Source organism: Azospirillum brasilense, from assembly GCF_005222205.1.
GTDB lineage: Bacteria > Pseudomonadota > Alphaproteobacteria > Azospirillales > Azospirillaceae > Azospirillum > Azospirillum brasilense_G.
This window is the reverse complement of the sequence record NZ_CP032346.1, coordinates 1,069,647-1,092,722: the sequence shown is the minus strand read 5'-3', so window position 1 is coordinate 1,092,722 and position 23,076 is coordinate 1,069,647. Positions and strand designations below refer to the sequence as shown.

22 protein-coding genes and 1 tRNA gene are annotated in these 23,076 nt (G+C 70.0%); 19 read left to right on the top strand and 4 right to left on the bottom strand.

What is annotated here, in order from left to right; all coding sequences use genetic code 11:
* Positions 1-272: 272 nt before the first annotated feature.
* Positions 273-2,567 (top strand): helicase-related protein, encoded by a 2,295-nt coding sequence (locus tag D3869_RS19090; RefSeq protein WP_247895784.1) that lies wholly within the window; start codon positions 273-275, stop codon positions 2,565-2,567.
* Here D3869_RS19090 and gpmA read toward each other — a convergent pair.
* Complete coding sequence (gene gpmA, locus D3869_RS19085; protein WP_137141451.1) at positions 2,480-3,241, bottom strand: 2,3-diphosphoglycerate-dependent phosphoglycerate mutase; 762 nt, start codon at positions 3,239-3,241, stop codon at positions 2,480-2,482. The genes D3869_RS19090 and gpmA overlap by 88 nt on opposite strands.
* Before the next feature lie 224 nt (positions 3,242-3,465).
* On the opposite strand from gpmA, the gene D3869_RS19080 reads away from it, so the two are divergent.
* Positions 3,466-3,744 (top strand): helix-turn-helix domain-containing protein, encoded by a 279-nt coding sequence (locus tag D3869_RS19080; protein WP_236778250.1) that lies wholly within the window; start codon positions 3,466-3,468, stop codon positions 3,742-3,744.
* 12 nt (positions 3,745-3,756) lie between these two features.
* The gene (locus D3869_RS19075; protein ID WP_040134552.1) at positions 3,757-4,098 is read left to right on the top strand and encodes a hypothetical protein; all 342 of its coding nucleotides are present in this window, start codon (positions 3,757-3,759) and stop codon (positions 4,096-4,098) included.
* A gap of 15 nt (positions 4,099-4,113) precedes the next feature.
* On the opposite strand, the gene D3869_RS19070 is transcribed toward D3869_RS19075, so the two are convergent.
* Positions 4,114-4,311 (bottom strand): Nif11-like leader peptide family natural product precursor, encoded by a 198-nt coding sequence (locus tag D3869_RS19070; RefSeq protein WP_137141450.1) that lies wholly within the window; start codon positions 4,309-4,311, stop codon positions 4,114-4,116.
* A gap of 209 nt (positions 4,312-4,520) precedes the next feature.
* On the bottom strand, positions 4,521-6,806 hold the full coding sequence (gene glgX / locus D3869_RS19065; RefSeq protein ID WP_137141449.1) for a glycogen debranching protein GlgX: 2,286 nt from the start codon (positions 6,804-6,806) through the stop codon (positions 4,521-4,523).
* Positions 6,807-7,375: 569 nt separating this feature from the next.
* On the opposite strand from glgX, the gene D3869_RS34490 reads away from it, so the two are divergent.
* The 3 genes from D3869_RS34490 (at position 7,376) to D3869_RS19050 (ending at position 11,425) form a co-directional block, all read left to right on the top strand.
* On the top strand, positions 7,376-9,514 hold the full coding sequence (locus D3869_RS34490) for a hybrid sensor histidine kinase/response regulator (protein ID WP_137141448.1): 2,139 nt from the start codon (positions 7,376-7,378) through the stop codon (positions 9,512-9,514).
* Between the two features lie 113 nt (positions 9,515-9,627).
* A complete protein-coding gene (locus tag D3869_RS19055) occupies positions 9,628-10,920 on the top strand; it encodes a pentapeptide repeat-containing protein (protein WP_137141447.1) in 1,293 nt (430 codons plus the stop codon).
* Positions 10,921-10,960: 40 nt separating this feature from the next.
* Entirely contained in the window at positions 10,961-11,425 is a 465-nt protein-coding gene (locus D3869_RS19050; RefSeq protein WP_137141446.1) for a hypothetical protein, read from the top strand.
* 28 nt (positions 11,426-11,453) lie between these two features.
* On the opposite strand, the gene D3869_RS19045 is transcribed toward D3869_RS19050, so the two are convergent.
* Positions 11,454-11,723, bottom strand: a complete 270-nt coding sequence (locus tag D3869_RS19045) for a hypothetical protein (RefSeq protein ID WP_137141445.1) — start codon at positions 11,721-11,723, stop codon at positions 11,454-11,456.
* A 125-nt stretch (positions 11,724-11,848) separates the two neighbouring features.
* On the opposite strand from D3869_RS19045, the gene hisG reads away from it, so the two are divergent.
* From hisG to D3869_RS18980, 13 genes are all read left to right on the top strand, one after another.
* Complete coding sequence (gene hisG, locus D3869_RS19040) at positions 11,849-12,625, top strand: ATP phosphoribosyltransferase (RefSeq protein ID WP_432613415.1); 777 nt, start codon at positions 11,849-11,851, stop codon at positions 12,623-12,625.
* The gene (gene hisD / locus D3869_RS19035; protein ID WP_137141444.1) at positions 12,609-13,928 is read left to right on the top strand and encodes a histidinol dehydrogenase; all 1,320 of its coding nucleotides are present in this window, start codon (positions 12,609-12,611) and stop codon (positions 13,926-13,928) included. Before hisG ends, hisD begins: the two co-directional genes overlap by 17 nt.
* A complete protein-coding gene (locus D3869_RS19030; RefSeq protein WP_109070988.1) occupies positions 13,925-14,407 on the top strand; it encodes a UPF0262 family protein in 483 nt (160 codons plus the stop codon). Before hisD ends, D3869_RS19030 begins: the two co-directional genes overlap by 4 nt.
* 16 nt (positions 14,408-14,423) lie before the next feature.
* The gene (locus D3869_RS19025; RefSeq protein ID WP_094306899.1) at positions 14,424-14,885 is read left to right on the top strand and encodes a low molecular weight phosphatase family protein; all 462 of its coding nucleotides are present in this window, start codon (positions 14,424-14,426) and stop codon (positions 14,883-14,885) included.
* 135 nt (positions 14,886-15,020) lie between these two features.
* Entirely contained in the window at positions 15,021-17,324 is a 2,304-nt protein-coding gene (locus tag D3869_RS19020; protein ID WP_137141443.1) for a hybrid sensor histidine kinase/response regulator, read from the top strand.
* Positions 17,325-17,433: 109 nt separating this feature from the next.
* Positions 17,434-18,525, top strand: a complete 1,092-nt coding sequence (locus tag D3869_RS19015) for a lytic transglycosylase domain-containing protein (RefSeq protein ID WP_137141442.1) — start codon at positions 17,434-17,436, stop codon at positions 18,523-18,525.
* Between the two features lie 142 nt (positions 18,526-18,667).
* Positions 18,668-18,886 carry a translation initiation factor IF-1 gene (gene infA, locus D3869_RS19010; RefSeq protein WP_014198195.1) on the top strand — a complete coding sequence of 73 codons (219 nt, stop codon included), beginning with the start codon at positions 18,668-18,670 and terminating at the stop codon, positions 18,884-18,886.
* A 56-nt stretch (positions 18,887-18,942) separates the two neighbouring features.
* Positions 18,943-19,548, top strand: a complete 606-nt coding sequence (locus tag D3869_RS19005; protein ID WP_137141441.1) for a Maf family protein — start codon at positions 18,943-18,945, stop codon at positions 19,546-19,548.
* Positions 19,545-20,804 (top strand): ribonuclease E/G, encoded by a 1,260-nt coding sequence (locus D3869_RS19000; RefSeq protein ID WP_137141440.1) that lies wholly within the window; start codon positions 19,545-19,547, stop codon positions 20,802-20,804. The genes D3869_RS19005 and D3869_RS19000 overlap by 4 nt, the downstream gene beginning before the upstream one ends.
* A 3-nt stretch (positions 20,805-20,807) precedes the next feature.
* The gene (gene yacG, locus D3869_RS18995; RefSeq protein WP_137141439.1) at positions 20,808-21,008 is read left to right on the top strand and encodes a DNA gyrase inhibitor YacG; all 201 of its coding nucleotides are present in this window, start codon (positions 20,808-20,810) and stop codon (positions 21,006-21,008) included.
* Positions 21,009-21,106: 98 nt separating this feature from the next.
* Positions 21,107-21,182: transfer RNA gene (locus D3869_RS18990), tRNA-Phe, on the top strand.
* Positions 21,183-21,348: 166 nt separating this feature from the next.
* On the top strand, positions 21,349-22,326 hold the full coding sequence (locus D3869_RS18985; RefSeq protein ID WP_137141438.1) for a glycosyltransferase family 10 domain-containing protein: 978 nt from the start codon (positions 21,349-21,351) through the stop codon (positions 22,324-22,326).
* Between the two features lie 22 nt (positions 22,327-22,348).
* Complete coding sequence (locus tag D3869_RS18980) at positions 22,349-23,071, top strand: hypothetical protein (RefSeq protein ID WP_137141437.1); 723 nt, start codon at positions 22,349-22,351, stop codon at positions 23,069-23,071.
* Positions 23,072-23,076: the final 5 nt, after the last annotated feature.

The window sequence follows — 23,076 nt, the reverse complement described above, 5'->3', positions numbered from 1 at the left end:
GGGCGCCGGTGTGCAGAATAGGGGGTGGGCGTCCGCCCCGCGGCGCGTCACTGTTCGAGACCCGGCGAAGCCCCCTCAAGACCGCCAGACCCCGACCAGCCCCGACCAGTCCCTTGAATTCTTAGGCCGATCTCTCCGGGGCCGGCGATGGAAGAAGACCAGTTCATGAGCAACGACGAGACCACCCCCGCCAAGCCGGCACCGCCGACGAGTTCGACCGCCGCGACGCGCTGCGCGCCATCGCCGCGGTGGTGCGCGGCGACGGGATTGAAGTGGACGCCGACAGCACCCCGGCTCGCTGGTCGGTCGCCGTCGTCCACGAGGTGGTCGTTCCCGGAACCGACCGGAAGCTGAAGCTACGGTTCCGCGTGGCGCTCGGCCCGCTGCCCGACATCGAGGCGGAGCTGTGGGGCCTGATGACCGCGGAGGAGGGCTTCGGCCGTCCCCAGGCGAAGGCGCTGGGCAAGCGGGTCAAGGCGGCCTGCCTGTCCTCCGCCGCCATCGAGAAGGCGCGCGGGCGGGTGGACGGCTGGTTCGCCTCCATGGCGCAGCGGGCCAACGGCTTCGGCGAGGCGTGGCGGCCCAAGGGCTTCGCCGACGAGCTGGGCCGGGTGATCGGCTTCGGCGGGCGCATCCCGCGCCTGCAGACCCTGCTGGACGCGCTGGAGGAGGCCTTCTCCACCGCCGCCGCCCGCGCCGGCCTGAAGGTCCGGCGGGAGCGGCTGGAGAACGCCTCCGGCCTCGGCGTCTATCTCGACAGCTTCGCCACGGCCCGCGCCATGGTGCGCAAGCTGCGGCTGTTCGTCGGCCCGACCAACTCCGGCAAGACCCACGCCGCCATGGACCGGCTGGCCGAGGCGCAGAGCGGCTGCTACCTCGCCCCGCTGCGCCTGCTGGCGCTGGAGGGGCAGGAGGCGCTGGAGACGCGCGGGCGGGCCTGCAGCCTCGTCACCGGCGAGGAGCGCGACGTCCGGCCCGGCGCGTCCTTCACCTCTTCGACCATCGAGATGGTCAACACGTCCAAGGTCTGGGGCGCCTGCGTCATCGACGAGATCCAGATGATCGGCGATCCCGACCGCGGCTGGGCCTGGACCCAGGCGGTGGCCGGCGTGGCCGCTCCGGAAATCCTGATGACCGGCTCCGCCGACGCCATCCCCTACGTGCAGCGCCTCGCCACCGCGCTGGGGGAGGAGCTGGAGGTCGTGGAGTTCACCCGCAAGTCGCCGCTGCGCGTGCAGGAGGAGCGGGTGCCGCTGGAGAATGTCCGCCGCGGCGACGCGGTGATCGCCTTCTCGCGCAAGGACGTGATGGGGCTGCGGCGCGAGCTGCTGGCCCGCGACCACACGGTGGCGGTCATCTACGGCGCCCTGTCGCCGGAGGTGCGGCGGGCCGAGGCGCGGCGCTTCCGCGACGGCACGGCGGACGTGCTGGTGGCGACCGACGCCATCGGCATGGGGCTGAACCTGCCGGTCGCCCGCGTCGTCCTGTCGACCACCCGCAAGTATGACGGGCGGGAGGAGCGTGACCTGAATTCCTCCGAAATCCGCCAGATCGGCGGGCGGGCCGGGCGCTTCGGCATGCACGAGGAAGGCCGCGTTGCGGTGCTGGAGGGTGAGAACATCAACCCGGTGCGCCGGGCGCTGACCACCCCGCCGGTGCCGCCGGAGGACCCGCGGGCCTGGATCAGCCCCAACCTGACCCACGTCGAGGCCATCGCGCGCGAGCTGGACACCGACAGCCTCGCCAAGGTGCTGCGCACGGCGGGGCAGGAGCTGCTGCGCGCCAACCAGACCTTCCGCATGACCGACCTGGAGCAGCGCATCCAGGCCGCCGCCGCGGTCGATCGGGCGAAGTTGCCGCTGGCGGTGCGCGACATGCTGGCGCGCTGCCCCATCGACGTGCGCGACCAGAACAATTTGCGCCTGCTGGCGCTGTGGGCGACCAACCAGGGCAAGGGAATCCGCAACTCCGCCCCCGACGCCGCCGAACGCTTCCACCACCGCGTCGGCACCGACGTGGAGTTGGAGAAGGCCGAGCGCGCGGTGAAGGAGCTGACCGCCTACGCGTGGCTGGCCTACCGCTTCCCCGACGCCTATCCGGACATGGACCTGTGCCAGGAGCGCCGGGCCATGCTGAACGCCTTCATCGAGCGCACCCTGGCCGAACGCTCGCTGGCCCGCGCCTGCCCGGTCTGCGGCACGCGTCTGAAGGCGAACCACCGTTTCCGGGTCTGCGACAGCTGTTACGCCGGGCGGGTCGAGGAGCGCCAGGGCGAGCGGCAGGGTGAGCGGCGCGGGCGCCGTCCGGACGGGGCGCGCGGTCCGGACAGGGGGGCGGCCCCGGCGGAGGGCGGCCACCCGCAGTTCCACCACCCGCTGCCCGGCCGCAAGCGCGGCAAGGGCGGGGCGGGGCACCGCGGCCGACGGCCCGCGGGGGGTGAGTTCGTTCCCTCTCCCGGGGCGGGAGAGGGATTGTTCAGTCACGCTGCCGCGACGCCGCTCGGACCGGCGTCGTCCCGGCGGGGCCAGGTGATTTCCTCGGTGCCGCCGCCCTCGGTCAGGAAATAGCGGCGCAGCGGCACCAGATCGGCGCCCAGCTCATAGACCAGCGGGCGGCTGGTCGGGATCTCGAACAGCGGAATGTCCTGGTCGGGCACCTTGTCGAGATGCTTGACGAGGCCGCGCAGGCTGTTGCCGTGGGCCGACACCAGCACCCGCGCGCCCAGCCGCAGGGCCGGGCAGATGCCCTCCTCCCAGAAGGGGATCACCCGCTCCGTGGTGTCCTTCAGGCTTTCGCCGCGCGGCAGGTTCGCCCGGCCGAGCCCGGCGTAGCGCCGGTCCGACACCGCGGAGCAGGGGTCTTCGGGCTCGACCGGCGGGGGCGGGACGTCCCAGCTCCGCCGCCACAGGAAGACCTGATCGGCGCCGTGGCGGGCCGCCGTCTCCGTCTTGTTCAATCCCTGGAGCGCGCCGTAATGGCGCTCGTTCAGGCGCCAGTGCTTGTGCACCGGCAGCCACATGCGGTCCATCTCCTCCAGCACGATGTCGAGCGTCTTGATCGCCCGCTTCAGGACGGAGGTGAAGGCCACATCGAAATCGAATCCGGCCTGCTTCAGCAGTCCGGCGGCGTGGCGGGTTTCGTCAATCCCCTGTTCGGTCAGATCGACGTCGGTCCAGCCGGTGAACAGGTCCGAGCGGTTCCAGACGCTCTGACCGTGCCGCAGCAGCACGAGCCGATGCATGGGTCCCCTCCTCACGTGACGGTTGCTCCTTCCGGGAACGAGGGGGCGGGGGCGGGGGTTCCGGCCGGGGCGTCACAAATGGCGCGGCTTTGTGTCAATTTCGAAACGCGCGAGACACATTCGGACAACAAATGCGGGGTAATCTGCGGAGCAGGCGAAATTATCCGCCCGGCGCGTGCGCAGCCGCACTGCGACGCCGAGCCAACTTGCGTTCCGAGGCCGCCATGCAGCATCATGACCTCCTCTCCAGGACCGTTTCGACCGATCGGGACATCACCCTGGAAGCGCTTCGTGTGTTCACCTACCTGAGCCGGCGGCTCCATTTCGACCGTCCCGTGCCGGTGCTCCAGTCCGAACTGGCTGACGCGCTCGGCATGCAGCGGCCCAACGTCAACCGGGCCATCAAGCTGCTGGAAACCAAGCAGATCCTTCTGCGGGATTCCAAACTGGGGCGTGCGATCACGTTCCGGTTGAACCCGGAACTGGAGGGCGGCCGGGCCTGAAACTGGTCCGGAATGATTTTCGAAACGCGTCACCTTGTCTTCACGAACTCGGCCCTCAAGAAAGCCTTCGGCTGGTACCAGAAGGTGCCGAATCAGACCGATCTCCCGTTGGGCCTGATCGCCTCCGTCGTTCCGAAATCGGACGGGGGCGTGGTGGTCATGGTGCAGCAGGGGGCCGCGAAGGTGCGGGACGTCGCCTTCATGCCCAGCAAGACGCTCGGCATTCTCCTGCTGTTCTGCCGCCGTCAGAAAATCCCGATTCCACGCGACGCCGACAAGGACATCTTCCAGTCCGACGACGGGATCATGCTGACGATCCGCGGCAGTTGCAGCACGACGGCTCCGCCGCCGTGACCGTCCCCCGCCCGATCAGTCGGTTCCGCAGACGACGGGCTGGGCCACGGCCAGGGGAATGTCCGCCTCGGTGAAGCGGTAGCCATGCCCGGCGGCGAAATCCACCAGATCGCCCAGGGTCAGCAGGCCGCGCGACGCCCGCCGCAGCGCCGCGCGCAAGGCCGGGTCGGCCTCGGTCGCGACCAGGAATCGGATGTAGTCGCCATGACACATGCCCAGACCTCCCGGATTCCTGGCGGATGCCCTTCGCTTCGAAGCGCGGAAGCGCGGACAATGCTGCGTTGCCAACACAAGCAATGGTTCAATACGGATAGTCCGCCGCCTTGATATCACCTATTTGCCTAAAATTGTATATATAAGTGACGAAGAACGGTGCGGCGTCCTGCCGCACCGTTCCTTGACGGCCTATCGGGACCCGCCGATCACTCGCCCGGCTGCTGAACCGTCTCGGCCGGGCTGGCGCCCGACGCGATGCTGTCCGGCGTGATGGCGGCCACCGGCTCGCCCGGACCGGAGGCGGCGCGCAGAGCCCGCGCGGCGGCCTTCAGCCCCATGTCGGAGCGGCGGTCGGGCATCAGCTCGAACAGCAGCAGGGAACGCCCGTTGACCGGGATCTCGTCGCCGGTCTGGGCGGTGGCGACCTCCAGCCGGTCGGGCTCCGTGGTGTCCACCAGCGTCAGCCAGCGGCTGCCGCCCGCGACCTCCGGCAGCTTGAAGGGCACCACGTCGTGGTAGGCGTTGATGATCAGCAGCAGCGTGGCGTCCGACGCCACCTTCTTGATGCCGGTGGCCTGCGCCCGCCCGTCCAGCAGCATGCCCAGGCAGCGCGCCATCGGGTCCTGCCACTGCTCGGTCGTCTTCTCCTCGCCGGCGGGGGTGATCCAAGTGAGGTCCTTCACCTCCAGGTCGGGGTTGTAGGCGCCGGTGAAGAAGCGCCCGCGGCGCAGCAGCGGATGGCTCTGCCGCAGCCCGATCAGGTGGCGGACGAAGTCGGTCAGCGCCCAGCCCTCATCGCTGACGCCCTCCCAGTCGATCCAGCTGATCTCGTTGTCCTGGCAATAGGCGTTGTTGTTGCCGTTCTGGCTGCGCGCGAACTCGTCGCCGGCCAGGATCATCGGGGTGCCCTGGGACAGCAGCAGCGTGGCCAGCAGGTTGCGCATCTGGCGGAAGCGCAGGGCGTTGATCTCCGGATCGTCGGTCGGCCCCTCCGCCCCGTGGTTCCAGGAGATGTTGTGCGAATGGCCGTCGCGGTTGTCCTCGCCGTTCGCGTCGTTGTGCTTGTCGTTGTAGGAGACGAGGTCGTGCAGCGTGAAGCCGTCATGGGCGGTGACGAAGTTGACACTGGCCCAGGGCTTCCGGCCCCGCCGGTTGAACACGTCCGCCGAGGCGGCCATGCGGGTCGCCAGTTCGGGCAGCTTGCCCTCGTCGCCCTTCCAGTAGGAACGCACGGTGTCGCGGAACTTGTCGTTCCACTCCGCCCAGCCCGGCGGGAAGCCGCCGACCTGATAGCCGCCGGGGCCGCAGTCCCACGGCTCGGCGATCAGCTTGACGCGCGACAGCACCGGGTCCTGCCGGCAGGCGTCGAGGAAGCCGCCGCTGTGGTCGAAGCCGTAGGTCTCCCGCGCCAGGATGGTGGCGAGGTCGAAGCGGAAGCCGTCCACATGCATCTCGGTCACCCAGTAGCGCAGGCTGTCGGTGACCATCTGCAGGACGCGCGAATGCACGAGGTTCAGCGTGTTGCCCGTGCCGGTGTCGTTGATGTAGTAGCGCGGGTCCGGCGCCAGCCGGTAGTAGGAGGCGTTGTCGATGCCCTTGAAGGACAGCGTCGGCCCCATCTCGTTGCCTTCGGCGGTGTGGTTGTAGACGACGTCGAGGATGACCTCGATCCCGGCGTCGTGCAGGCGGGCGACCATCTCCTTGAACTCGTGGATCGCGCCGGTCGCCATGTAGCGCGGGTCGGGCGCGAAGAAGGAGATGCTGTTGTAGCCCCAGTAGTTGCGCAGCCCCTTTTCCAGCAGATAGCGGTCATCCACGAAGGCGTGGACCGGCAGAAGCTCCACCGCCGTGACGCCCAGCGAGCGGATGTACTCCACCACCTCCTGCTGGGCGAGGCCGGCGAAGGTGCCGCGGTACTGCGGCGGCACCGCCGGATGCCGCATGGTGTAGCCGCGCACGTGGGTCTCGTAGAAGATCGACTTCTCCCAGGGGATCGCCGGGTGGCGGTCGTGGCCCCAGGTGAAGGCCGGGTCGATCACCACGCATTTCGGCATGCCGGGGGCGCTGTCGCGCCGGTCGAAGGACAGGTCGCCGCGCGGCGAGCCGACGCGGTAGCCGAAATGCGCGTCCGACCAGCGCAGCGGACCGACCATGTGCTTGGCGTAGGGGTCGAGCAGCAGTTTGTTCGGGTTGAAGCGGTGGCCCGCCTTGGGCTCGTACGGCCCGTGCACGCGGTAGCCGTAGACGGTGCCCGGCCGGGCGTCCGGCAGATAGCCGTGCCACACCTCGTCGGTGTATTCGGGCAGCTCGATCCGTTCCAGCTCGCGGCGTCCGTCCTGGTCGAACAGGCACAGCTCCACCTTGGTGGCGTTGGCGGAAAACAGCGCGAAGTTGACGCCCAGCCCGTCCCATGTGGCGCCGAGAGGGTAGGGAAGACCTTCCCGGATGCGGGACTGGCGGAAAACTTTAGGAGCGAACGGCGGCTTCTTCACGGTTGAACCTCGTGTGGGCGCGTTGCGGCATGAAGCAGCACAGGAACGCGCAGGCCGCCCCGGTGATCCCGTCATCGGCACAATTTCCGATGACCGCCGCGGCCTCAACTCCTGGCCGAAGCATTTCGTGGCCCCTCACCCAAAGAGTGGGGTCGGTATGAGCATGGTCATAGTCGTCATGGCGAGTCGCGCCGATAACTATCGCATGCTATCATCGGTTCCAGACAATAAAGGCAAATAAACTTCTGGGGGATGTCCTGGAGCTTTCCGACGAGAGGCTGAGGAAGCGGGTGTAACGCAAATGACAACTTTCGCCTTTCCATGCCGTTGCCGGGTCTTCAAGTCCGGGTGCGCCGAAAGATCAATGAAGGGCGGGTTCGGCGGCCATTCCTCTGCGGCCTTTTCGATCCTTGCGCGCATTGCTGTCCGGCGATCCGCGAACCATTGAGTTCGATCCGAGAACATCGATCATCGCCCCGGGGGCAGGCTTCGCTTCCGTCCCGCGGCATCGTGCATCCGGCGGACCGGCGACGCCGTCCCCGCCCCGCCTCACCAAGACGTCCCCGCCCATGATCCGGTTCCCGGTCAACGCCCTGCTGAATTTCCACCCGAAGGCCATCCTCGCCGCCATCGTCCTGGTGATGACGCTGCTCGGCGGCGTGGCCTGGGGGGCTCTGTCGCTGGTCGATTACGTCAGCACGCTCGACCGCGCCGAGCGCAGCGCCCGGCAGGCCGCGGCCTTCCTCGAAGGGCACGCCGACGCGGTGCTGGACGGCGGGGCCGCCGCCCTGGCGCGGGTGGCCGACCGATTGGAGACGGGCGGGTTGGCGTCGCTCCCCGACAAAGCCCTGGGGGAGGCGCTGGCGGCGTCGCGGTTCGGCGCGCTGTCCATCCTGGACGCCGGCGGCCAAACGGTGTTCGGCCCCTCCATCCAACCCGACGGCGGCACCGCCAGCCTGTTCCGGGGGGCGGGGGGCGGTCTGGAGCTTCTGCACGGACAGGTGGACGGGCTGGATTCCATCCTGATGGCCCGCCGCATCCTCGGGCGCGAGGGCATCCCGGAGGGGGCGGTCCTGCTGGCGCTTCCCTCCTCCAGCCTGCACACCGTGCTCGACGTCTTCGGCGACGGGCGGCACAGCGTCGCCGGGCTGTTCCGCCTGGACGGCACGCGGCTCGCCGGCATCGGAGGCGCCGGGATCGGTCCGCTGCCGACGCTGGGGCCAGGGGAGGAGAGCGGCGAGAGCGATTGGACGGTCGGCGGAGAGGGCGTGGTCATCGGCCTGAAGCGGATGCGCGACTTCCCGGCGGTGGCGGCGGTCGCCCTGCCGCGTGGCGTCGTCCTGGAGCCGTGGAGCGGCCGCCTGCAGCACGGATTCATGATGGTCGGCGTCAGCGTCGTCGCGCTGTTCGGGCTGGCCGCGCTCGGCTGGGCCAGCCTGCGGCGCGAAGCGGCGGCCCGCGACGCCCTGCGCGACGCCAACGCCCGGCTGGAGCAGCGGGTGGAGGAGCGCACCGCCGACCTGCGTTCGCTCAACCAGAAGCTCGTCCGGGCCCTGGCCGAGAAGGAGCGCGCCAACCAGGCCAAGGCCCGATTCCTGTCGGCGGCCAACCACGATCTGCGCCAACCCTTCCAGGCGCTTCGCCTGTTCCACCATTTGCTGATGGAGCGGCTGAAGGAGTCGCGCGAGCGCTCCATCGCCGAGAAGATGGGCGAGGCGCTGGACAGCGGGGAGAAGCTGCTGCACGCGCTGCTGGAGGTCGCCACGCTGGACGCCGGGGTGGTCCGCCCGAACATCGCCGATGTGCCGGTCGCCACCGTCCTGGACGGCGTGGCCGCGGAATTCCGGGGGCTGGCGGCGGACAAGACGCTGGATCTGCGGGTGCGCGGCTGCCCCGCCATGGTGCGCACCGACGCCACCCTGCTGACGCGGATGCTGGGCGACCTGCTGCGCAACGCCATCGCCTACACGCCCACGGGCGGGGTCGTGGTCGGCTGCCGGCGGCGCGGCCAATGGCTGCGCATCGAGGTGTGGGACACCGGCCCCGGCATCGCGGCGGAGCATCTGGACGCCATCTTCGAGGACTTCGTGCAGTTGGGCAACCCGGAGCGCGACCGTCGCCGCGGCCTGGGTCTGGGGCTTCCCAAGGTGCGCCGCAAGGCCGCGCTGCTGGGGCACGCGGTGGAGGTCCGCTCGCGCCCCGGCCAGGGGTCCGTCTTCTCCATCATGGTCCCGCTGGCGGCCAGCGAATCACGGGCGGACGCGGTGGCTCCCGTCCCCGCCGGCCGGTCGGAGGACCGGGACACCCGCCTGATCCTGGTCGTGGAGGACGACCCGGTGCAGAGCGCCGGAATGCAACTGCTGTTGGAAAGCTGGGGGCACGACGTCCTGGTGGCGGCGGACGGGCCGGCGGCGCTGGCGGCGTTGCGCGCCGCGCCCCGCTGCCCGGACGTCATTCTGTCCGACTTCCGCCTGCCGGGACCGCTGACCGGCGCCGAGACGGTCACCCGCGCGGCCGAGCAGGAGGGACGGCCGATCCCCGGCATCATCCTGACCGGCGACACCGCCCCCGAACGCATCCGCGAGGCGGTGGCCGTGGGCTGCCGCCTGCTGCACAAGCCCGTCACCCCCGACGTGCTGCGCGACGCGCTGAACGCCCTGGGGACGGAGCGCCAACCGTTCCGCCACAACCAGCCGTCCGCGGCCTGAAAGGCGATCAACGCCGTCCGTCGGCAGGAAAAGTCTCCTATCATGCGCTGTATTAATCATTCGTGAAGGCCACAAAGGGTACTCTGAAACCGTGATCGGAGGCGAACACGGCAATGCAGCAGCGTCCTCTCACCCGTCTGGATCAGGTCCAACTCGACGCGGTGGTGCGTCGGCACGAGATGTTTCGGAATGCCCGCATCGGCGGGGCGCGGGCGACACTGTCCTTTTTCGACCTGAACGGGCTCGACCTCGCCGGGCGTGACCTCGCCCACGCCGACTTCGTCGGGGCCAGCCTGCGCGGCGCCAATCTGGCCGGGGCACGGCTGGACTGCGCGTCGATGTTCGCCACCGACCTGCGGCTCGCCAACCTGGAGAACGCCAGCCTGATCAAGGCGGACCTGCGCGGCGCCTGCCTGCGCGGCTCCATCCTGATCGGCGCCAACCTGTTCGAGGCCGATCTGCGCGACGGCTCGCTGGCGGAAAAGGACCGCGACGGCAGCCTGCGCATCATCAAGGTGGAGTCCCAGCCGACGGAGGCGTCGGGGGCCGACCTGTCCGGCGCCAACCTGACCAACGCCCGGCTGTCCGGGGCCATGGCCATCCACACCGACTTCACCGACGCGCTGATGCGCGGGTGCAAGCTGGTGCGCGCGACCATGCGCGGAGCCAACTTCACCGGATCGAACCTGGAGGGGGCGGACCTGTCGGGGGCGGACCTACGCGGCGCCTGCCTGCGCGGCGCGGTGCTGACCGGCGCCACCATGGTCATGACGGAGCTGGCCGACGCCGACATGGAGGACGCGCTGACCGACGATCCGGTGGGCCGTGTCGTCGCCGAACTTGGGCGTCCGCTCGACGAGCTTCTGCACGACCACATCCGCTGGGTCGGGTCGAGCGGGGCGGAGGGGGCGGCGCTCGATCTGTCGGGCTTCGACCTGCGCCACGCCCCGTCGCTGGCCCACACCTGCCTGACCATGCTGAGAGCGGTCGGGGCGACGCTGTACGGGCTGGACCTGACCAACGTGCAGCTCCAGGCCGCGGTCCTGGAGAAGGGCGACCTGCGGCTCGCCAAGCTGGTGGGAGGGGACCTGCGCGGCGTGAACCTGCGGCTGGCCAAGCTGAACAACGCCGACCTGCGCAAGGCCAACCTGCGCCCGCTCTATTTCGACGAGAGGCGGTCGATGCAGTCCGACCTGTCGGGCGCACGGCTGCGCTACGCCGACCTGCGCGGCGCCTGCCTGCGCGAGGTGAATTTCGCGGGCGCCGACCTGTCCTTCGCCAATCTGGCCGGCTGCGACCTGACGAAGACGGACCTGACCAACGCCCGCATGTTCGGGGCGAAGCTGGAGCGCCGCGCCCTGTCGGACGGCGCCATTCTCGACGGTGTGGCGGGGCTCAAGCTTTAGGACTATATCTGTTGCGGATTTCCTGCGGGAGTGCGGTCCCATGTCCGGGCGCGTCGGTTCGGTGTGCGGTGGCGTGATGTTCGGTCTGGTGCTGGCGGTCGGGCTGACGGCCCCGTCCGGTGCGGCGCAGGCGCGGTCGTCGGTGTTCCTGTCCTTCGGGGGGCCGGTCTATCCCGACTATCCGCCGCCCCACCGGCATTTCCACGGCTATCCGCCGGTGGTCTACGGGGCCCCGGCCTACGGGCCGCCGGTCTATGTGGTGCCGGCCCCGCCGCCGGTGGTGTACGTGCAACCGGCGCCGGTCCCGGCTCCGCCGCCCGCGGTGGTCTTCGCCGAACCCACGCCGGCCCCCATCGCCGCCACCCCGACCGGCCCGGCCTACACGGCCCGCAACGGCCAGCTCTGCCGGGAATACCAGACGACGGTGATGGTCGGCGGCCTGGCGCAGCCCGGCTTCGGCACCGCCTGCCGCCAGCCGGACGGAAGCTGGCGGGTGGTCAACTGACCGGCGGGCGCGGCCGTCGAAGGCGTCGTCAGACCGCGCCGCCCGGCGTGCCGATGGTGGCGCTGCCCTTCTCGTGCCCGTCGGGGTCCATCGTATCGGCGTAAGGCTTGCCATCCGGCGTCGTCGTCTTGGGGTGGCGGCCTTCCTTTTCGGCCTGAAGCCGTTCGGAGATGCCGGTCGGCGCGTCGTCGGAGCGGCGCGGGTCGGCGTTCGGCGCGGGGCCGCCCGTGCTGCTGGGGTCGCCCGGGATCTGCAGTCCTCGGGGATTGACCGGCTGGTTGGAACGGTCCTGTGCCATGGCGTCTGTCCTTTCCTGGAAAGGCGAATCCAACCGGTCCGGGTGGAGCGAGTTCCCCCTTTTATCGACGGGCAGGGCCGCTCTGCACCGCACTATGCCTCCTAAGACCGTGACGGCGGCGCGGAATGTGGTATATCCGGGCAGCGGTTCAGCCCGAGGAGAGTTCTTTGCCCGCCGATACCCGTGCTCTTGGCGCGCCGGCGCCCAGCGCGTTGGCCGATGACTCGTCGAATGCGCCGGCCGGTCAGCCGCTGGTTCTGGCCCTGCCCAAGGGGCGCATCCTGAAGGAGCTGCGCCCCTTGCTCGCCCACGCCGGCATCGAGCCGGAAGCGGCGTTCGACGACGCGGACAGCCGGCTCCTGCGCTTTGCGACCAACATCCCGAATCTCAGCATCATCCGCGTCCGGTCCTTCGACGTGGCGACCTTCGTCGCCTTCGGCGCCGCCCATCTGGGCGTGGCCGGCAACGACGTGCTGATGGAATTCGACTATCCGGAAATCTACGCGCCGCTCGATCTCGGCATCGGCGCGTGCCGCCTGTCGGTCGCCGAACCCGTCGCCCTGGGGGAGAGCGACGATCCGTCGCGTTGGAGCCACGTGCGCGTCGCGACCAAATACCCGGAGGTCACCAGGAAGCATTTCGCGGCGCGCGGGGTGCAGGCGGAGTGCGTGAAACTGAACGGCGCCATGGAACTTGCCCCGACCCTCGGCCTGTGCCGCCGCATCGTCGATCTGGTGTCCACCGGCTCGACGCTGAAGGCGAACGGGCTGGTGGAGATCGAGCACATCGCCGATGTTACCTCCCGCCTCATCGTCAACCGGGCCGCCTTCAAGACGCGGCCCGAGGAAATCTCCGGCTGGATCGACCGCTTCCGGGAGGCTGTGAATGCCCGTCAGGCTTGATGCCCAGGACCCCCGTTTCGCCGACGGCTTCGCCAAAGGTTTCGAGGGTCTGCTGCACGCCAAGCGCGAGACCAGCGAGGACGTCCAGGCCCTGGTCGCCGGCGTCATCGAGGAGGTCCGCAAGCGCGGCGACGCGGCGCTGATCGACTACACCGCCCGCTGGGACCGCCAGACGCTGACCCCCGCCACCCTGCGCATCTCCCAGGAGGAGGTGGACGCGGCGGTGGGCAAATGCAGCGCGGAGCTGCTGCGCGCGCTCGACACCGCGGCGGAGCGCATCGAGAGCTTCCACCGGCTCCAGGTGCCGGAGACGACCGATTACCGCGACGCCCAGGGCGTGCGGCTGGGCGCCCGCTGGACGGCGGTCGGCGCCGCCGGCCTCTATGTGCCGGGCGGCACGGCGTCCTACCCCAGCTCCGTCCTGATGAACGCCCTGCCGGCCAAGGTCGCCGGGGTGGAGCGCATCGTCATGGTGGTGCCGACTCCGGACGGGGCGATCAACCCGCTGGTCCTGGCAGCCGCCAAGCGCTGCGGCATCACCGAGATCTACCGCATCGGCGGCGCCCAGGCCGTGGCCGCCCTGGCCTACGGCACGGAAACCATCGCGCCGGTGGACAAGATCGTCGGCCCCGGCAACGCCTTCGTCGCCGCCGCCAAGCGGCTGGTCTACGGCACGGTCGGCATCGACAGCATCGCCGGCCCGTCGGAGATCCTGGTGGTCGCCGACAACCGGAACGATCCGGCCTGGATCGCCATGGACCTGCTGTCCCAGGCGGAGCACGACACGTCCGCCCAGTCGATCCTGATCACCGACGACGCAGCTTTCGCCGACGCGGTGGCGGCGGCGGTGGACAAGCACCTTGAGACGCTGCCGCGCGCGGCCATCGCCGGGGAAAGCTGGCGGGAGCACGGCGCCATCATCGTGGTGCGCGACCTGCTGGCCGAGTCGCCGGCCCTGATCGACCGTCTGGCGCCGGAGCATCTGGAACTGGCGGTGGAGGACCCCGACGCGCTGGCCGCCAAGGTGCGCAACGCCGGTGCCATCTTCCTCGGCCGCCACACGCCGGAGGCCATCGGCGATTACGTCGCCGGTCCGAACCACGTCCTGCCGACGGCGCGCTCCGCGCGCTTCTCGTCCGGTCTGAACGTGCTGGATTTCATGAAGCGGACGACCTTCGTCGCCTGCGACGCGGAGAGCGTGAAGGCGATCGGCCCGGCGGCGGTGACGCTGGCCCGGTCGGAAGGTCTGGACGCGCACGCGCTGTCGGTGGCGCTGCGCCTACCGGGGGGAGGTCAAGGGTGAGCACGAAGGGCAACCGGCGCATCGTCCATGTGACGCTCGACGAAAAGACCGTGATCCGGCGCAAGCCGGAGGTGGAGCACGAGCGCGCGGTTGCCATCTTCGACCTGCTCGAAGACAACGAGTTCTGCCCCTGCGACCACGCCGACTGCGGCCCCTACCACCTGCATCTGTCGATCGAGGACAACCGGCTGGTGTTCGACGTCCGGCGCGACGACGACAGCGCGCTGGACAAGATCACCCTGCCGGTGACCGGCTTCCGGTCGATCGTCCGGGACTATTTCCTGATCTGCGAAAGCTACTATCAGGCGATCAAGCGCTCCACGCCGTCGCAGATCGAGGCGATCGACATGGGGCGCCGCGGCCTGCACAACGAAGGATCGGAGATGCTGCGCGAACGGCTGGCCGGAAAGGTCGAGATGGATCTCCAGACGGCGCGGCGGCTGTTCACGCTGATCTGCGTCCTCCACATCCGCGGCTGACGGGGTCGGGCGGCGCATGGCTCCGGTGCTGCAACCGCTCCCCGTGACGAGCGTGTTGTTCGCCTGCACCTACAACATGATCCGCTCCCCGATGGCGGCGGCGATCATGCGGCATTTCCACGGCACGCGCGTCTATGTCGATTCGGTCGGCGTGCGCGAGGGGGACGAGGTCGATCCCTTCGCCGTGGCCGTGATGGAGGAGTTGGGCATCGACCTGTCGCGCCATCGCTGCCGCAGCTTCGAGGATCTGGAGGACACGAACTTCGACCTGATCGTGTCGCTGTCGCCGGAGGCGCAGCACCGCGCCATCGAGATGACCCGCACGATGGCCTGCGAGGTGGAGTTCTGGAACACCTTCGACCCGACGCTGGTGGACGGCAACCGCGAGGCCATGCTGGACGCCTACCGCAAGGTGCGCGACGGGTTGCTGGGCAAGATCAAGGAGCGCTTCCCGCTGTCCCGCGGCCCCACGGTGTGATCATCCGCGGGCGCGGCGGCCTCCTTCGGGGAAGTCCTTTTTCAAGGCTGGGTTGAGGTGCTATTGAGATGAATCATCGAATGACGTGCGTTCCCCCCCCTAGACTCTAGCGGTCCCTGAGAGGTTCTCCGCCTGATGCCCGCCGGTTTGCCGTCCCGCCTGATTCGTGCCACCGGCCTGCGGAGTCTCCGGCTGCGTCTGATGGTCGTCGTTCTGACGTCGCTGGCCCTGCCGCTGGCCGGGGCGCTGTACTTCTTCAACCAGCAGCTCGACCAGCGCCTGAGCAGCGCCCGGGAGCTGGCGCGGCACCTGACCGAGGACGGGGTGGAGCGCCAGCGCGACCTGATCGGCGAAGCGCGGAACCTGTTGAGCGTCCTCGCCCTGGTGCCGGCGGTCCGCGACGCCGCCCACGGCAACACCGACGCCTGCGTCGCCACGCTGGCGCCGATGCCGCGGCAGCACCGCTGGACGACCGGCGTGTGGGTGGCCGACCCGAACGGCCTCCTCATCTGCGACACGACCGGCCCCGGCTCCGGGATCAGCCTGCGCGAGCGCGAGTATTTCCAGCGGGCGCTGGACACCCGATCCTTCGTGCTGAGCGAGGTGGTGATCGGCAAACGGTCGGGGAAGCCGCTGATCCTGGCGGTGCAGCCGGTGCTGGTGCAGGGCGAGGTCGAGCGGTTGCTGGGCGTCGCCATTGATTTGGCCTGGCTGACCGATCTCGTGAAGGTGACGAAGCAGGACGACGCGCGCATTCTTGTGCTGGACCGCCACGGGGTGGTGATCGCCCGTCACCCCGATCCGGAAGGGTGGGTCGGGCGCAGCATGGCGGATTTCCCGCACATCCGGCGCATGCTGGCCGAGGGCAACGGCGCGTTCGAGGGCGAAAGCGCCGACGGGCTGAACCGCATCTGGGCCTTCCGCCACTCCCCGGAAACCAGCACGGTCTTCGCCGTGGGCATGCCGACCGGGCCGATCGTGGCGGACGCCCAGCGCGACCTGCTGCGCGGGCTGGTCCTGCTCGGCATCGCCGGGCTGCTCAGCGTGGCCGCGCTGTGGTCGCTGCTCCACGCCTCGGTCCTGCGCTGGATGCGCGTTCTCAGCCAGGCGGCGACGCGGATCGGCGCCGGCGACGTCGGGACCGTGGTGGAGTCCCGCGGCGCGCCCGACGAGATCCGGCTGGTCGCCAACGCCTTCAACGACATGTCGGGCCGGCTGAAGCGGCGCGAGCAGGAACTGCGCGCCGCCATGGAGGAGGCCCGCGCCGGCAGCCGCGCCAAGGAGGACTTCCTGGCGACCATGAGCCACGAGATCCGCACGCCGATGAACGGCGTGATCGGCTTCGCCGACATGCTCCTGGAAACGCCCCTGACGGCGGAGCAGCGGCGCTACGCCTCCCAGGTGCGCGAGGCCGGGCGGTCCCTGCTGACCGTCATCAACGACGTGCTGGACCTGTCGAAGCTGGAGGCGGGCAAGCTCGATCTGGTCTGCGTGCCGTTCCGGCTGGACGATCTGGCCGACCGCTGCCAGGCCATCGTGCGGCTGACCGCCGAGCAGAAGGGGCTGGAGATGCACACCTCCGTCTCCGCGGCGGCGCGCGGCTATGTGATGGGCGATCCCGACCGGGTGCGCCAGATCCTGCTCAACCTGCTGGGCAACGCGGTGAAATTCACCGACACCGGCAGCGTCCGCCTGACCGTGAAAGCGATGGGCGACGGGGCCGGCCCGCGCCGCTACACCTTCACCGTGAGCGACACCGGCATCGGCGTGCCCGAGGACCGCCAGCGCGAGCTGTTCCAGCGCTTCAGCCAACTCGACCGCGGGCGCGGCGGCACCGGGCTGGGGCTGGCCATCTGCCGCCGCCTGGTGGAGCTGATGGGCGGCGAGATCGGTGTGGAAAGCCAGCCCGGAGTCGGCAGCACCTTCTGGTTCAGCCTGCCGCTGCAGCCCGCCAGCGCCCCGGAACGGGACGACCAGGACGGCGGCGCGCTGAGCCACCAGCCGTCGAGCCGCGGCGCGCGCATCCTGCTGGCCGAGGATCTGGCGATGAACCGCGATCTGGTGATCGCCATGCTGACCCGGGCCGGGCACCATGTGGACGCGGTGCCCGACGGCGCCGCCGCCGTGACCGCGGTGCAGGAGCGCGTGTACGACCTCGTCCTCATGGATGTGCAGATGCCGGTGATGGACGGGCTGGAGGCGACGCGGCGCATCCGGGCGCTGCCCGGCGCGCCGGGCCGCATCCCGATCCTGGCGCTGTCGGCGGGCGTGCTGGCCGTCGAGGTGGAGCGCTGCCGTCAGGCGGGGATGGACGATCATCTCGCCAAGCCTTTGGAGAAAAACAAGCTTCTGGCCGCTGTCGATCATTGGAACGGCGACGGCCGGCGGACCGGCATCAACGCCGGCCCCACCCGTCTGGCCGACACGCCTGTCGAGTGAGTCCCCGCGGCGATCCTGAGCAATGATTAAGAAAAATTAAGGCCTTTGTGCTAAAGCTGGGCCGAAAGGTTCCGCGATGGCGGTTCCGGTTTGACGGTTCCGGTGTTCCATGAAGGTCGCGCTGCCTCCACTCGCCCCGATTCCCGAGCGCAAGCCGGATGTTCCCGCGTCGCCACCCGCCACCGGCGCCGTGCCAGGCGGGTCGTTTCAAAGCGCGCTGGCCGAAGCCCAGCCGGTTCCCCGCGGACGGTTGGCCAACGGGCAGAAGGCGCCGCCCCTGCCGACGATGAAACCGGAGGCGCCGATCCAGCTCGCCGACGGGACGCGCGTGCCCTTTCCCCTCCGCAAGCCAGACGCCGCCCCGGGCGGCGCCGCGACGACGGTTGCCGCGGCGGGGACCCAATCGACGGTGATCGGCGCCGCCCTGGCGAACAGCCCCGCGGCCGGGCAGGTGGTTCTGGCGGCCCAGCAGGTCGCCGGCCTGTCGGGGCACAGCTTCACCGCCATCCTGGCCCAGGCGACCCAGGAAAGCGGGCTGGACCCGGCGGCCCGCAACCGCTCCAGTTCGGCCGCCGGCCCGTTCCAGTTCCTGGAGCGCACCTGGCTCGACCTGTTCCGCCGCCACGGCTCCGCCTATGGCCAGGGCGAGCTGGCGAGCGCGATCCAGAGCCGCAACGGCATTCCCTCGGTCAAGGACCCGGCGGTGCGCCGCCAGATCCTGGCGCTGCGCCACGACGTCGACCTCTCCGCCGGCATGGCCGCGCGCTACCTGTCCGAAGGACGCGACCGGCTGGAGGAGCGGCTGAAGCGCCCGGTGTCGGAGACCGAGAGCCGCATCGCCTATGTGCTGGGTGTCGGCGGGGCGGCCAAGCTGATCCGCGCCGCCGAGTCGTCGCCCAGGGCGGCCGCCGCGGAGCTTCTGCCCACCGCGGCACGGAGCAACCGCGGCCTGTTCTACGACCGCGCCTCGGGCCGGGCGCTGACGGCGTCGGAGACCGTCGCGCGGCTGACGCGGCGCATGGACACCGACCAGAAAGAGATGTTCGAGCGTATCGCGCAGGCCGCGGAACCCCGCGTCCGGCTCGATGGCGGCCCGTCGCCGCTCAGTTCTTTCCAGTCGGCGGCGCTCGGCGGCACCGCGGGCATGGACGCGGACGGCGCGGCGGAGTATGAAAACGGCGACGGAAACCCGCTCGGCTGAACCGGCGGATGTTTCCGTCCCATCTGGAAGGCTTTGGCCAACCCCCACGCCGGAGGCTCACCGCCCCCGGTGGAATCCCCCTTGACCGGGCGGCTTCGGGAGGTCAGTTATTGCCTCGAAACTGTTACGGACTTAAGGGGCTATGGCTAAGGAAGATCTGATCGAGTTCTCCGGGACCGTCGTCGAGCTGCTGCCGAACGCGATGTTCCGGGTGAAGCTCGACAACGAGCATGAAGTGCTGGCGCACACCTCCGGCAAGATGCGCAAGAACCGCATCCGCGTGCTGGCCGGTGACCGCGTCAACGTCGAGATGACGCCCTACGACCTGACCAAGGGCCGGATCACGTTCCGGTTCAAGTGATTGAACCGGTTTCCCGCGTTGAACCGGTTTCCACCGTCGGCCATCCTCCCCGCGTTATGAGCACCGAAACCACCCACCGGCTCGTGCTGGCGTCCGCCTCGCCCCGCCGGCTCGACCTGTTGCGCCAGATCGGCGTGGTGCCCGACGCGGTCGACCCCGCAGACATCGACGAATCGCCCCTGCCGCGGGAGCTTCCGCCCCAGCATGCGCTGCGTCTGGCCGGCGAGAAGGCTGCCGCCGTGGCCGCGCGCCATCCCGGCGCCTTCGTGCTGGCCGCCGACACGGTGGTCGCCTGCGGCCGCCGCATCCTGCCCAAGGCGGAGGAGGAGAAACAGGCGCGCGCCTGCCTCGGCCTGCTGTCCGGGCGGCGGCACCGGGTGTTCGGCGGGGTCGTGCTGCTGTCGCCCGCGGGTGAAGGGGAAACGTTGCGCCGGTCGGATCGGCTGGTGCGCACCGACGTGACCTTCAAGTCGCTGTCCCACGAGGAGACCGAGTCCTACATCGCCTCCGGCGAATGGCAGGGCAAGGCCGGCGGCTATGCGATCCAGGGCCGGGCGGCGGCCCATGTCCGCTGGATCGGCGGCTCCTACAGCAACGTGGTCGGGCTGCCCCTGTTCGAAGTGGCGGCGCTGCTGCGCGGCGTGGGATTCCCGCTGCCGTGAGCGGCCCGGCGGGCGGTACCGGATCGGACATCCTCATCGATCGCGACGGTCCGCTGACGCGGGCCGCCGTGCTGACCGGCGGGCGGCTGACCGACCTCTACATCGACCATGCCGAGCGCCCGTCCCTGCTGGGCCATGTCTTCCTCGGCCGGGTGGAGCGCATCGCGACAGGGCTGGACGGCGCTTTCGTCGATCTCGGCACCGGCAAGTCGGGCCTGCTCTCCGCCTTGGACGCCCGTGGGCCGAAGGGGCGTCCGAAGGCCAAGGGCGAGCGGATCGGCAACCTGCTGCGCACCGGCCAGACCGTGCTGGTGCAGGTGAAGGCCGACGCCACCGGGTCCAAGGGGCCGTCCCTGACCATGGACATCACCCTGCCGGGCCGCTTTCTGGTGCACGCGCCGCTGGGACGCGACGTGGCGGTGTCGAAGCGGCTGGGCAGCGGGCCGGAGCGCGCGGAACTGGCCCGCCGCATCCAGGACATCGCCCCCGGCACCGGCTGGATCGTCCGGGCGGGCGCCGCCACCGCGACCGACGGGCTGCTGGCCGCGGAGTCGGACGCGCTGCATCTGGCGTGGCGGTCCATCCGCGACGCGGCGGAGCGGGGCGGCGGTCCCGCGCTGCTGCTGCCCGGCCCCGACGCGCCGCGCCGTGCCCTGATCGAGCATGGGGCGAGTGTTCCGTCGCGAATCATCGTGGACGACGCGGCTCTGGCCCGCGACCTCGCCGACTGGTGCGCCGACCGCGCGCCGGACCTGGAGGAGCGGGTGGAGCCGTTCGACGCCCGCCTCCTTGCCGTGCCCTCCGCCGATCGGACAGGAGGGGGCCGGCAACGGCTGTTCGACCTGCGCGACCTCGACGCTGAAATCGAAACGCTGCTCGGCACGCGGGTGCCGCTGTCCGGCGGCGGGTCGCTGGTCATCGAGCGGACCGAGGCGATGACCGTCGTGGACGTCAACGCGGGGGAACGCGGCAACCCGCTGGACGTCAATCTGGCGGCGGCGGCGGAGATCGCCCGGCAACTGCGCCTGCGCAACGCCGGGGGGATCGTCGTCGTCGATTTCGTCAACATGCGCAACCGGGGCGACGCCGAACGGCTGCTGAACGCCCTGTCCCGCGCGGTGGAGGATGACCCGGCGCAGACCCAGGTCTATGGCCTGTCCAAGCTGGGTCTGGTGGAGATGACCCGCGCCCGGCGCGGCACGGCCCTGGCCGATCTGCTGGGAACCGTCCGCAGCACGGCCGCGGCGGAGGATTGAGCGATGAACGACAATCAGAAACCTGTGGGTCAAAAGCCCACCGAGAAGGCCTGCCCGATCTGCGGCCGTCCGGCGGTGGAGGAGACCAAGCCCTTCTGCTCCAAGCGCTGCGCCGACGTGGATTTGTCGCGCTGGCTGGGGGGCGTCTACCGCATCGAAAGCCCCGACCGCCCGGACGCCGAGGAGGCCGACGAGCGGGAGTGACGGGGCGGCGGATTTCTGCATTTTAGGGCTGGACAGGCCCGGCGAATTTGCCTACAAAGCGCGCCTCGACGCGCCGCGGTCTCCACCGCGGCCTCGGTGCCCAGGTAGCTCAGTTGGTAGAGCAGGGGACTGAAAATCCCCGTGTCGGCGGTTCGACTCCGTCCCTGGGCACCACTTCTTCCCTTCGTGGGGCTGTGGTGTTGCGAACGCTCCGTCATCCGCGGGGCGTTTTTTGTTGTCCGCACCGCGTCACCCGACCCGGCGAGCGCGCGGAAGGGGTGGCGTTCCCGCCGCGGCGACCGTATCGTGCGTCCCGCAACGATCCGGCACGGATGGCGGGATGCTCGATCAGCGGACAAGCGTGTTTCTTGAGGAATTCCTGGCGAAGCCCGGCGGCGACCCGGAGCGGCTCGACCGCTTCCTGCTGCATGGCCCGTACCGCGGACGGCGCGGCGGCCGGCCCCGGCTGAAGCTGGCCTTCCACGACTTCTGGCCGGAGTTCGACAAGGGCACGAACTTCTTCATCGAGATCCTGTCCAGCCGCTTCGACCTGTCGGTGGTCGAGGACGACAGCGACCTCGCCATCGTGTCGGTCTTCGGCGGGCGCCACCGCGCGGCGCGCAGCCGCCGCACCCTGTTCTTCACCGGGGAAAACGTCCGTCCACCGCTGGACGGCTTCGACATGGCGGTGTCCTTCGACCGCGTCGACGACCCGCGCCATTACCGCCTGCCGCTCTATGTCATGCACGCCTACGAGCACATGCGGGAGGGGGCGGTGCCGCATTTCTGCTCGCCGGTGCTGCCGCCGGCCCCGCCGACGCGGGCGGCCTTCGCGGAGCGCGGCTTCTGCGCCTTCCTTTACAAGAATCCGAACGGGGAGCGCCGCAACCGCTTCTTTCCGGCGCTGGACGGGCGGCGGCGCGTCGATTCGGTGGGCTGGCACCTGAACAACACCGGCAGCGTCGTCAAGATGGGCTGGCTGGCCAAGATCCGCGTCTTCGAACGCTACCGCTTCGCCTTCGCCTTCGAGAACGCCAGCCATCCCGGCTATCTGACGGAGAAGATCCTCGACGTCTTCCAGGCCGGGGCGGTGCCGCTCTATTGGGGCGATCCCGACCTGGAGCGCGAGGTGGCGACGGGCAGCTTCATCGACGTGTCGCGCTTCGCCACGGACGAGGAGGCGGTGGACCACATCCTGGCGGTGGATGACGATTACGACGCCTATTGCGCCCACCGCGCCGTGGCGCCCTTCCTGGGGACGGAGGAGTTCCATTTCGACGCCTATCGCCTCGCCGACTGGATCGAGAGCCGGCTGTAGGGGCCGGAGGGGAGGGAGAACGATGGCGCGGGTGCTGCTGAGTTACGCGGACGGGGCCTTTCTGGCGGCGCAGAAGCGCAACGCGCGGAGCGGGCTGGAGGTCGGCGGCTTCGACTCCGTGGCCATGCTGGGCCGAAGCCACATCGACCCGGCCTTCGTCGAGCGCAACCGCTTCATCCTCGACCAGCCGCGCGGCGCGGGCTATTGGCTGTGGAAGCCCTGGGCCATCTGGACCCTGCTGCGCGACCATCTCAAGGACGGCGACGTGCTGTTCTACTGCGACAGCGGCGCCCATTTCGTGCACCGCGCCGACCCGGTGATCGACCTGTGCCGGGAACGGCGCGAACTGCCCATCCTGCTGTTCACGCTGCAGGACGAGTTCAAGAACCGCGGCTGGACCAAGCGCGACTGCTTCCATTTCATGCGGCTGGACCGGCCCGAATACACCGACGCCACCCAGATCCTGGCGAGTTTCATCGTCTGCGAACGGACGCCGGAAACCATCGCCTTCGTCTCCGAATGGCTGCGCTTCGCCCAGGACGAGCGCATCCTCACCGACGCGCCGAACGAGTGCGGCAAGCCCAACTACCCGGAGTTCCGCGACCACCGGCACGACCAGAGCGTCCTCAGCCTGCTGGCCCGCCGCCGCGGGGTGAGCACGATCCCCGACATCTCGCAATGGGGCGACGACCGCCGCCCGCCGGAGATCCCGCGCATCCTGCTGCACACCCGGCAGCGGGACTGAGGAGG

What these genes read in the sequence shown, in the direction of transcription:
- D3869_RS19075 (WP_040134552.1), top strand. Translation starts at nt 3,757, where the DNA reads ATGATTTTCGAAACGCGTCACCTTGTCTTCACGAACTCGGCCCTCAAG.
- D3869_RS18980 (WP_137141437.1), top strand. Translation starts at nt 22,349, where the DNA reads ATGGCGCGGGTGCTGCTGAGTTACGCGGACGGGGCCTTTCTGGCGGCG.
- D3869_RS19050 (WP_137141446.1), top strand. Translation starts at nt 10,961, where the DNA reads ATGTCCGGGCGCGTCGGTTCGGTGTGCGGTGGCGTGATGTTCGGTCTG.
- D3869_RS19005 (WP_137141441.1), top strand. Translation starts at nt 18,943, where the DNA reads ATGAGCACCGAAACCACCCACCGGCTCGTGCTGGCGTCCGCCTCGCCC.
- yacG (WP_137141439.1), top strand. Translation starts at nt 20,808, where the DNA reads ATGAACGACAATCAGAAACCTGTGGGTCAAAAGCCCACCGAGAAGGCC.
- infA (WP_014198195.1), top strand. Translation starts at nt 18,668, where the DNA reads ATGGCTAAGGAAGATCTGATCGAGTTCTCCGGGACCGTCGTCGAGCTG.
- D3869_RS34490 (WP_137141448.1), top strand. Translation starts at nt 7,376, where the DNA reads ATGATCCGGTTCCCGGTCAACGCCCTGCTGAATTTCCACCCGAAGGCC.
- gpmA (WP_137141451.1), bottom strand. Translation starts at nt 3,241, where the DNA reads ATGCATCGGCTCGTGCTGCTGCGGCACGGTCAGAGCGTCTGGAACCGC.
- D3869_RS19025 (WP_094306899.1), top strand. Translation starts at nt 14,424, where the DNA reads ATGGCTCCGGTGCTGCAACCGCTCCCCGTGACGAGCGTGTTGTTCGCC.
- D3869_RS19080 (WP_236778250.1), top strand. Translation starts at nt 3,466, where the DNA reads ATGCAGCATCATGACCTCCTCTCCAGGACCGTTTCGACCGATCGGGAC.
- D3869_RS19015 (WP_137141442.1), top strand. Translation starts at nt 17,434, where the DNA reads ATGAAGGTCGCGCTGCCTCCACTCGCCCCGATTCCCGAGCGCAAGCCG.
- hisG (WP_432613415.1), top strand. Translation starts at nt 11,849, where the DNA reads ATGTGGTATATCCGGGCAGCGGTTCAGCCCGAGGAGAGTTCTTTGCCC.
- D3869_RS19045 (WP_137141445.1), bottom strand. Translation starts at nt 11,723, where the DNA reads ATGGCACAGGACCGTTCCAACCAGCCGGTCAATCCCCGAGGACTGCAG.
- D3869_RS19055 (WP_137141447.1), top strand. Translation starts at nt 9,628, where the DNA reads ATGCAGCAGCGTCCTCTCACCCGTCTGGATCAGGTCCAACTCGACGCG.
- D3869_RS19020 (WP_137141443.1), top strand. Translation starts at nt 15,021, where the DNA reads ATGCCCGCCGGTTTGCCGTCCCGCCTGATTCGTGCCACCGGCCTGCGG.
- hisD (WP_137141444.1), top strand. Translation starts at nt 12,609, where the DNA reads ATGCCCGTCAGGCTTGATGCCCAGGACCCCCGTTTCGCCGACGGCTTC.
- D3869_RS18985 (WP_137141438.1), top strand. Translation starts at nt 21,349, where the DNA reads ATGCTCGATCAGCGGACAAGCGTGTTTCTTGAGGAATTCCTGGCGAAG.
- D3869_RS19070 (WP_137141450.1), bottom strand. Translation starts at nt 4,311, where the DNA reads ATGTGTCATGGCGACTACATCCGATTCCTGGTCGCGACCGAGGCCGAC.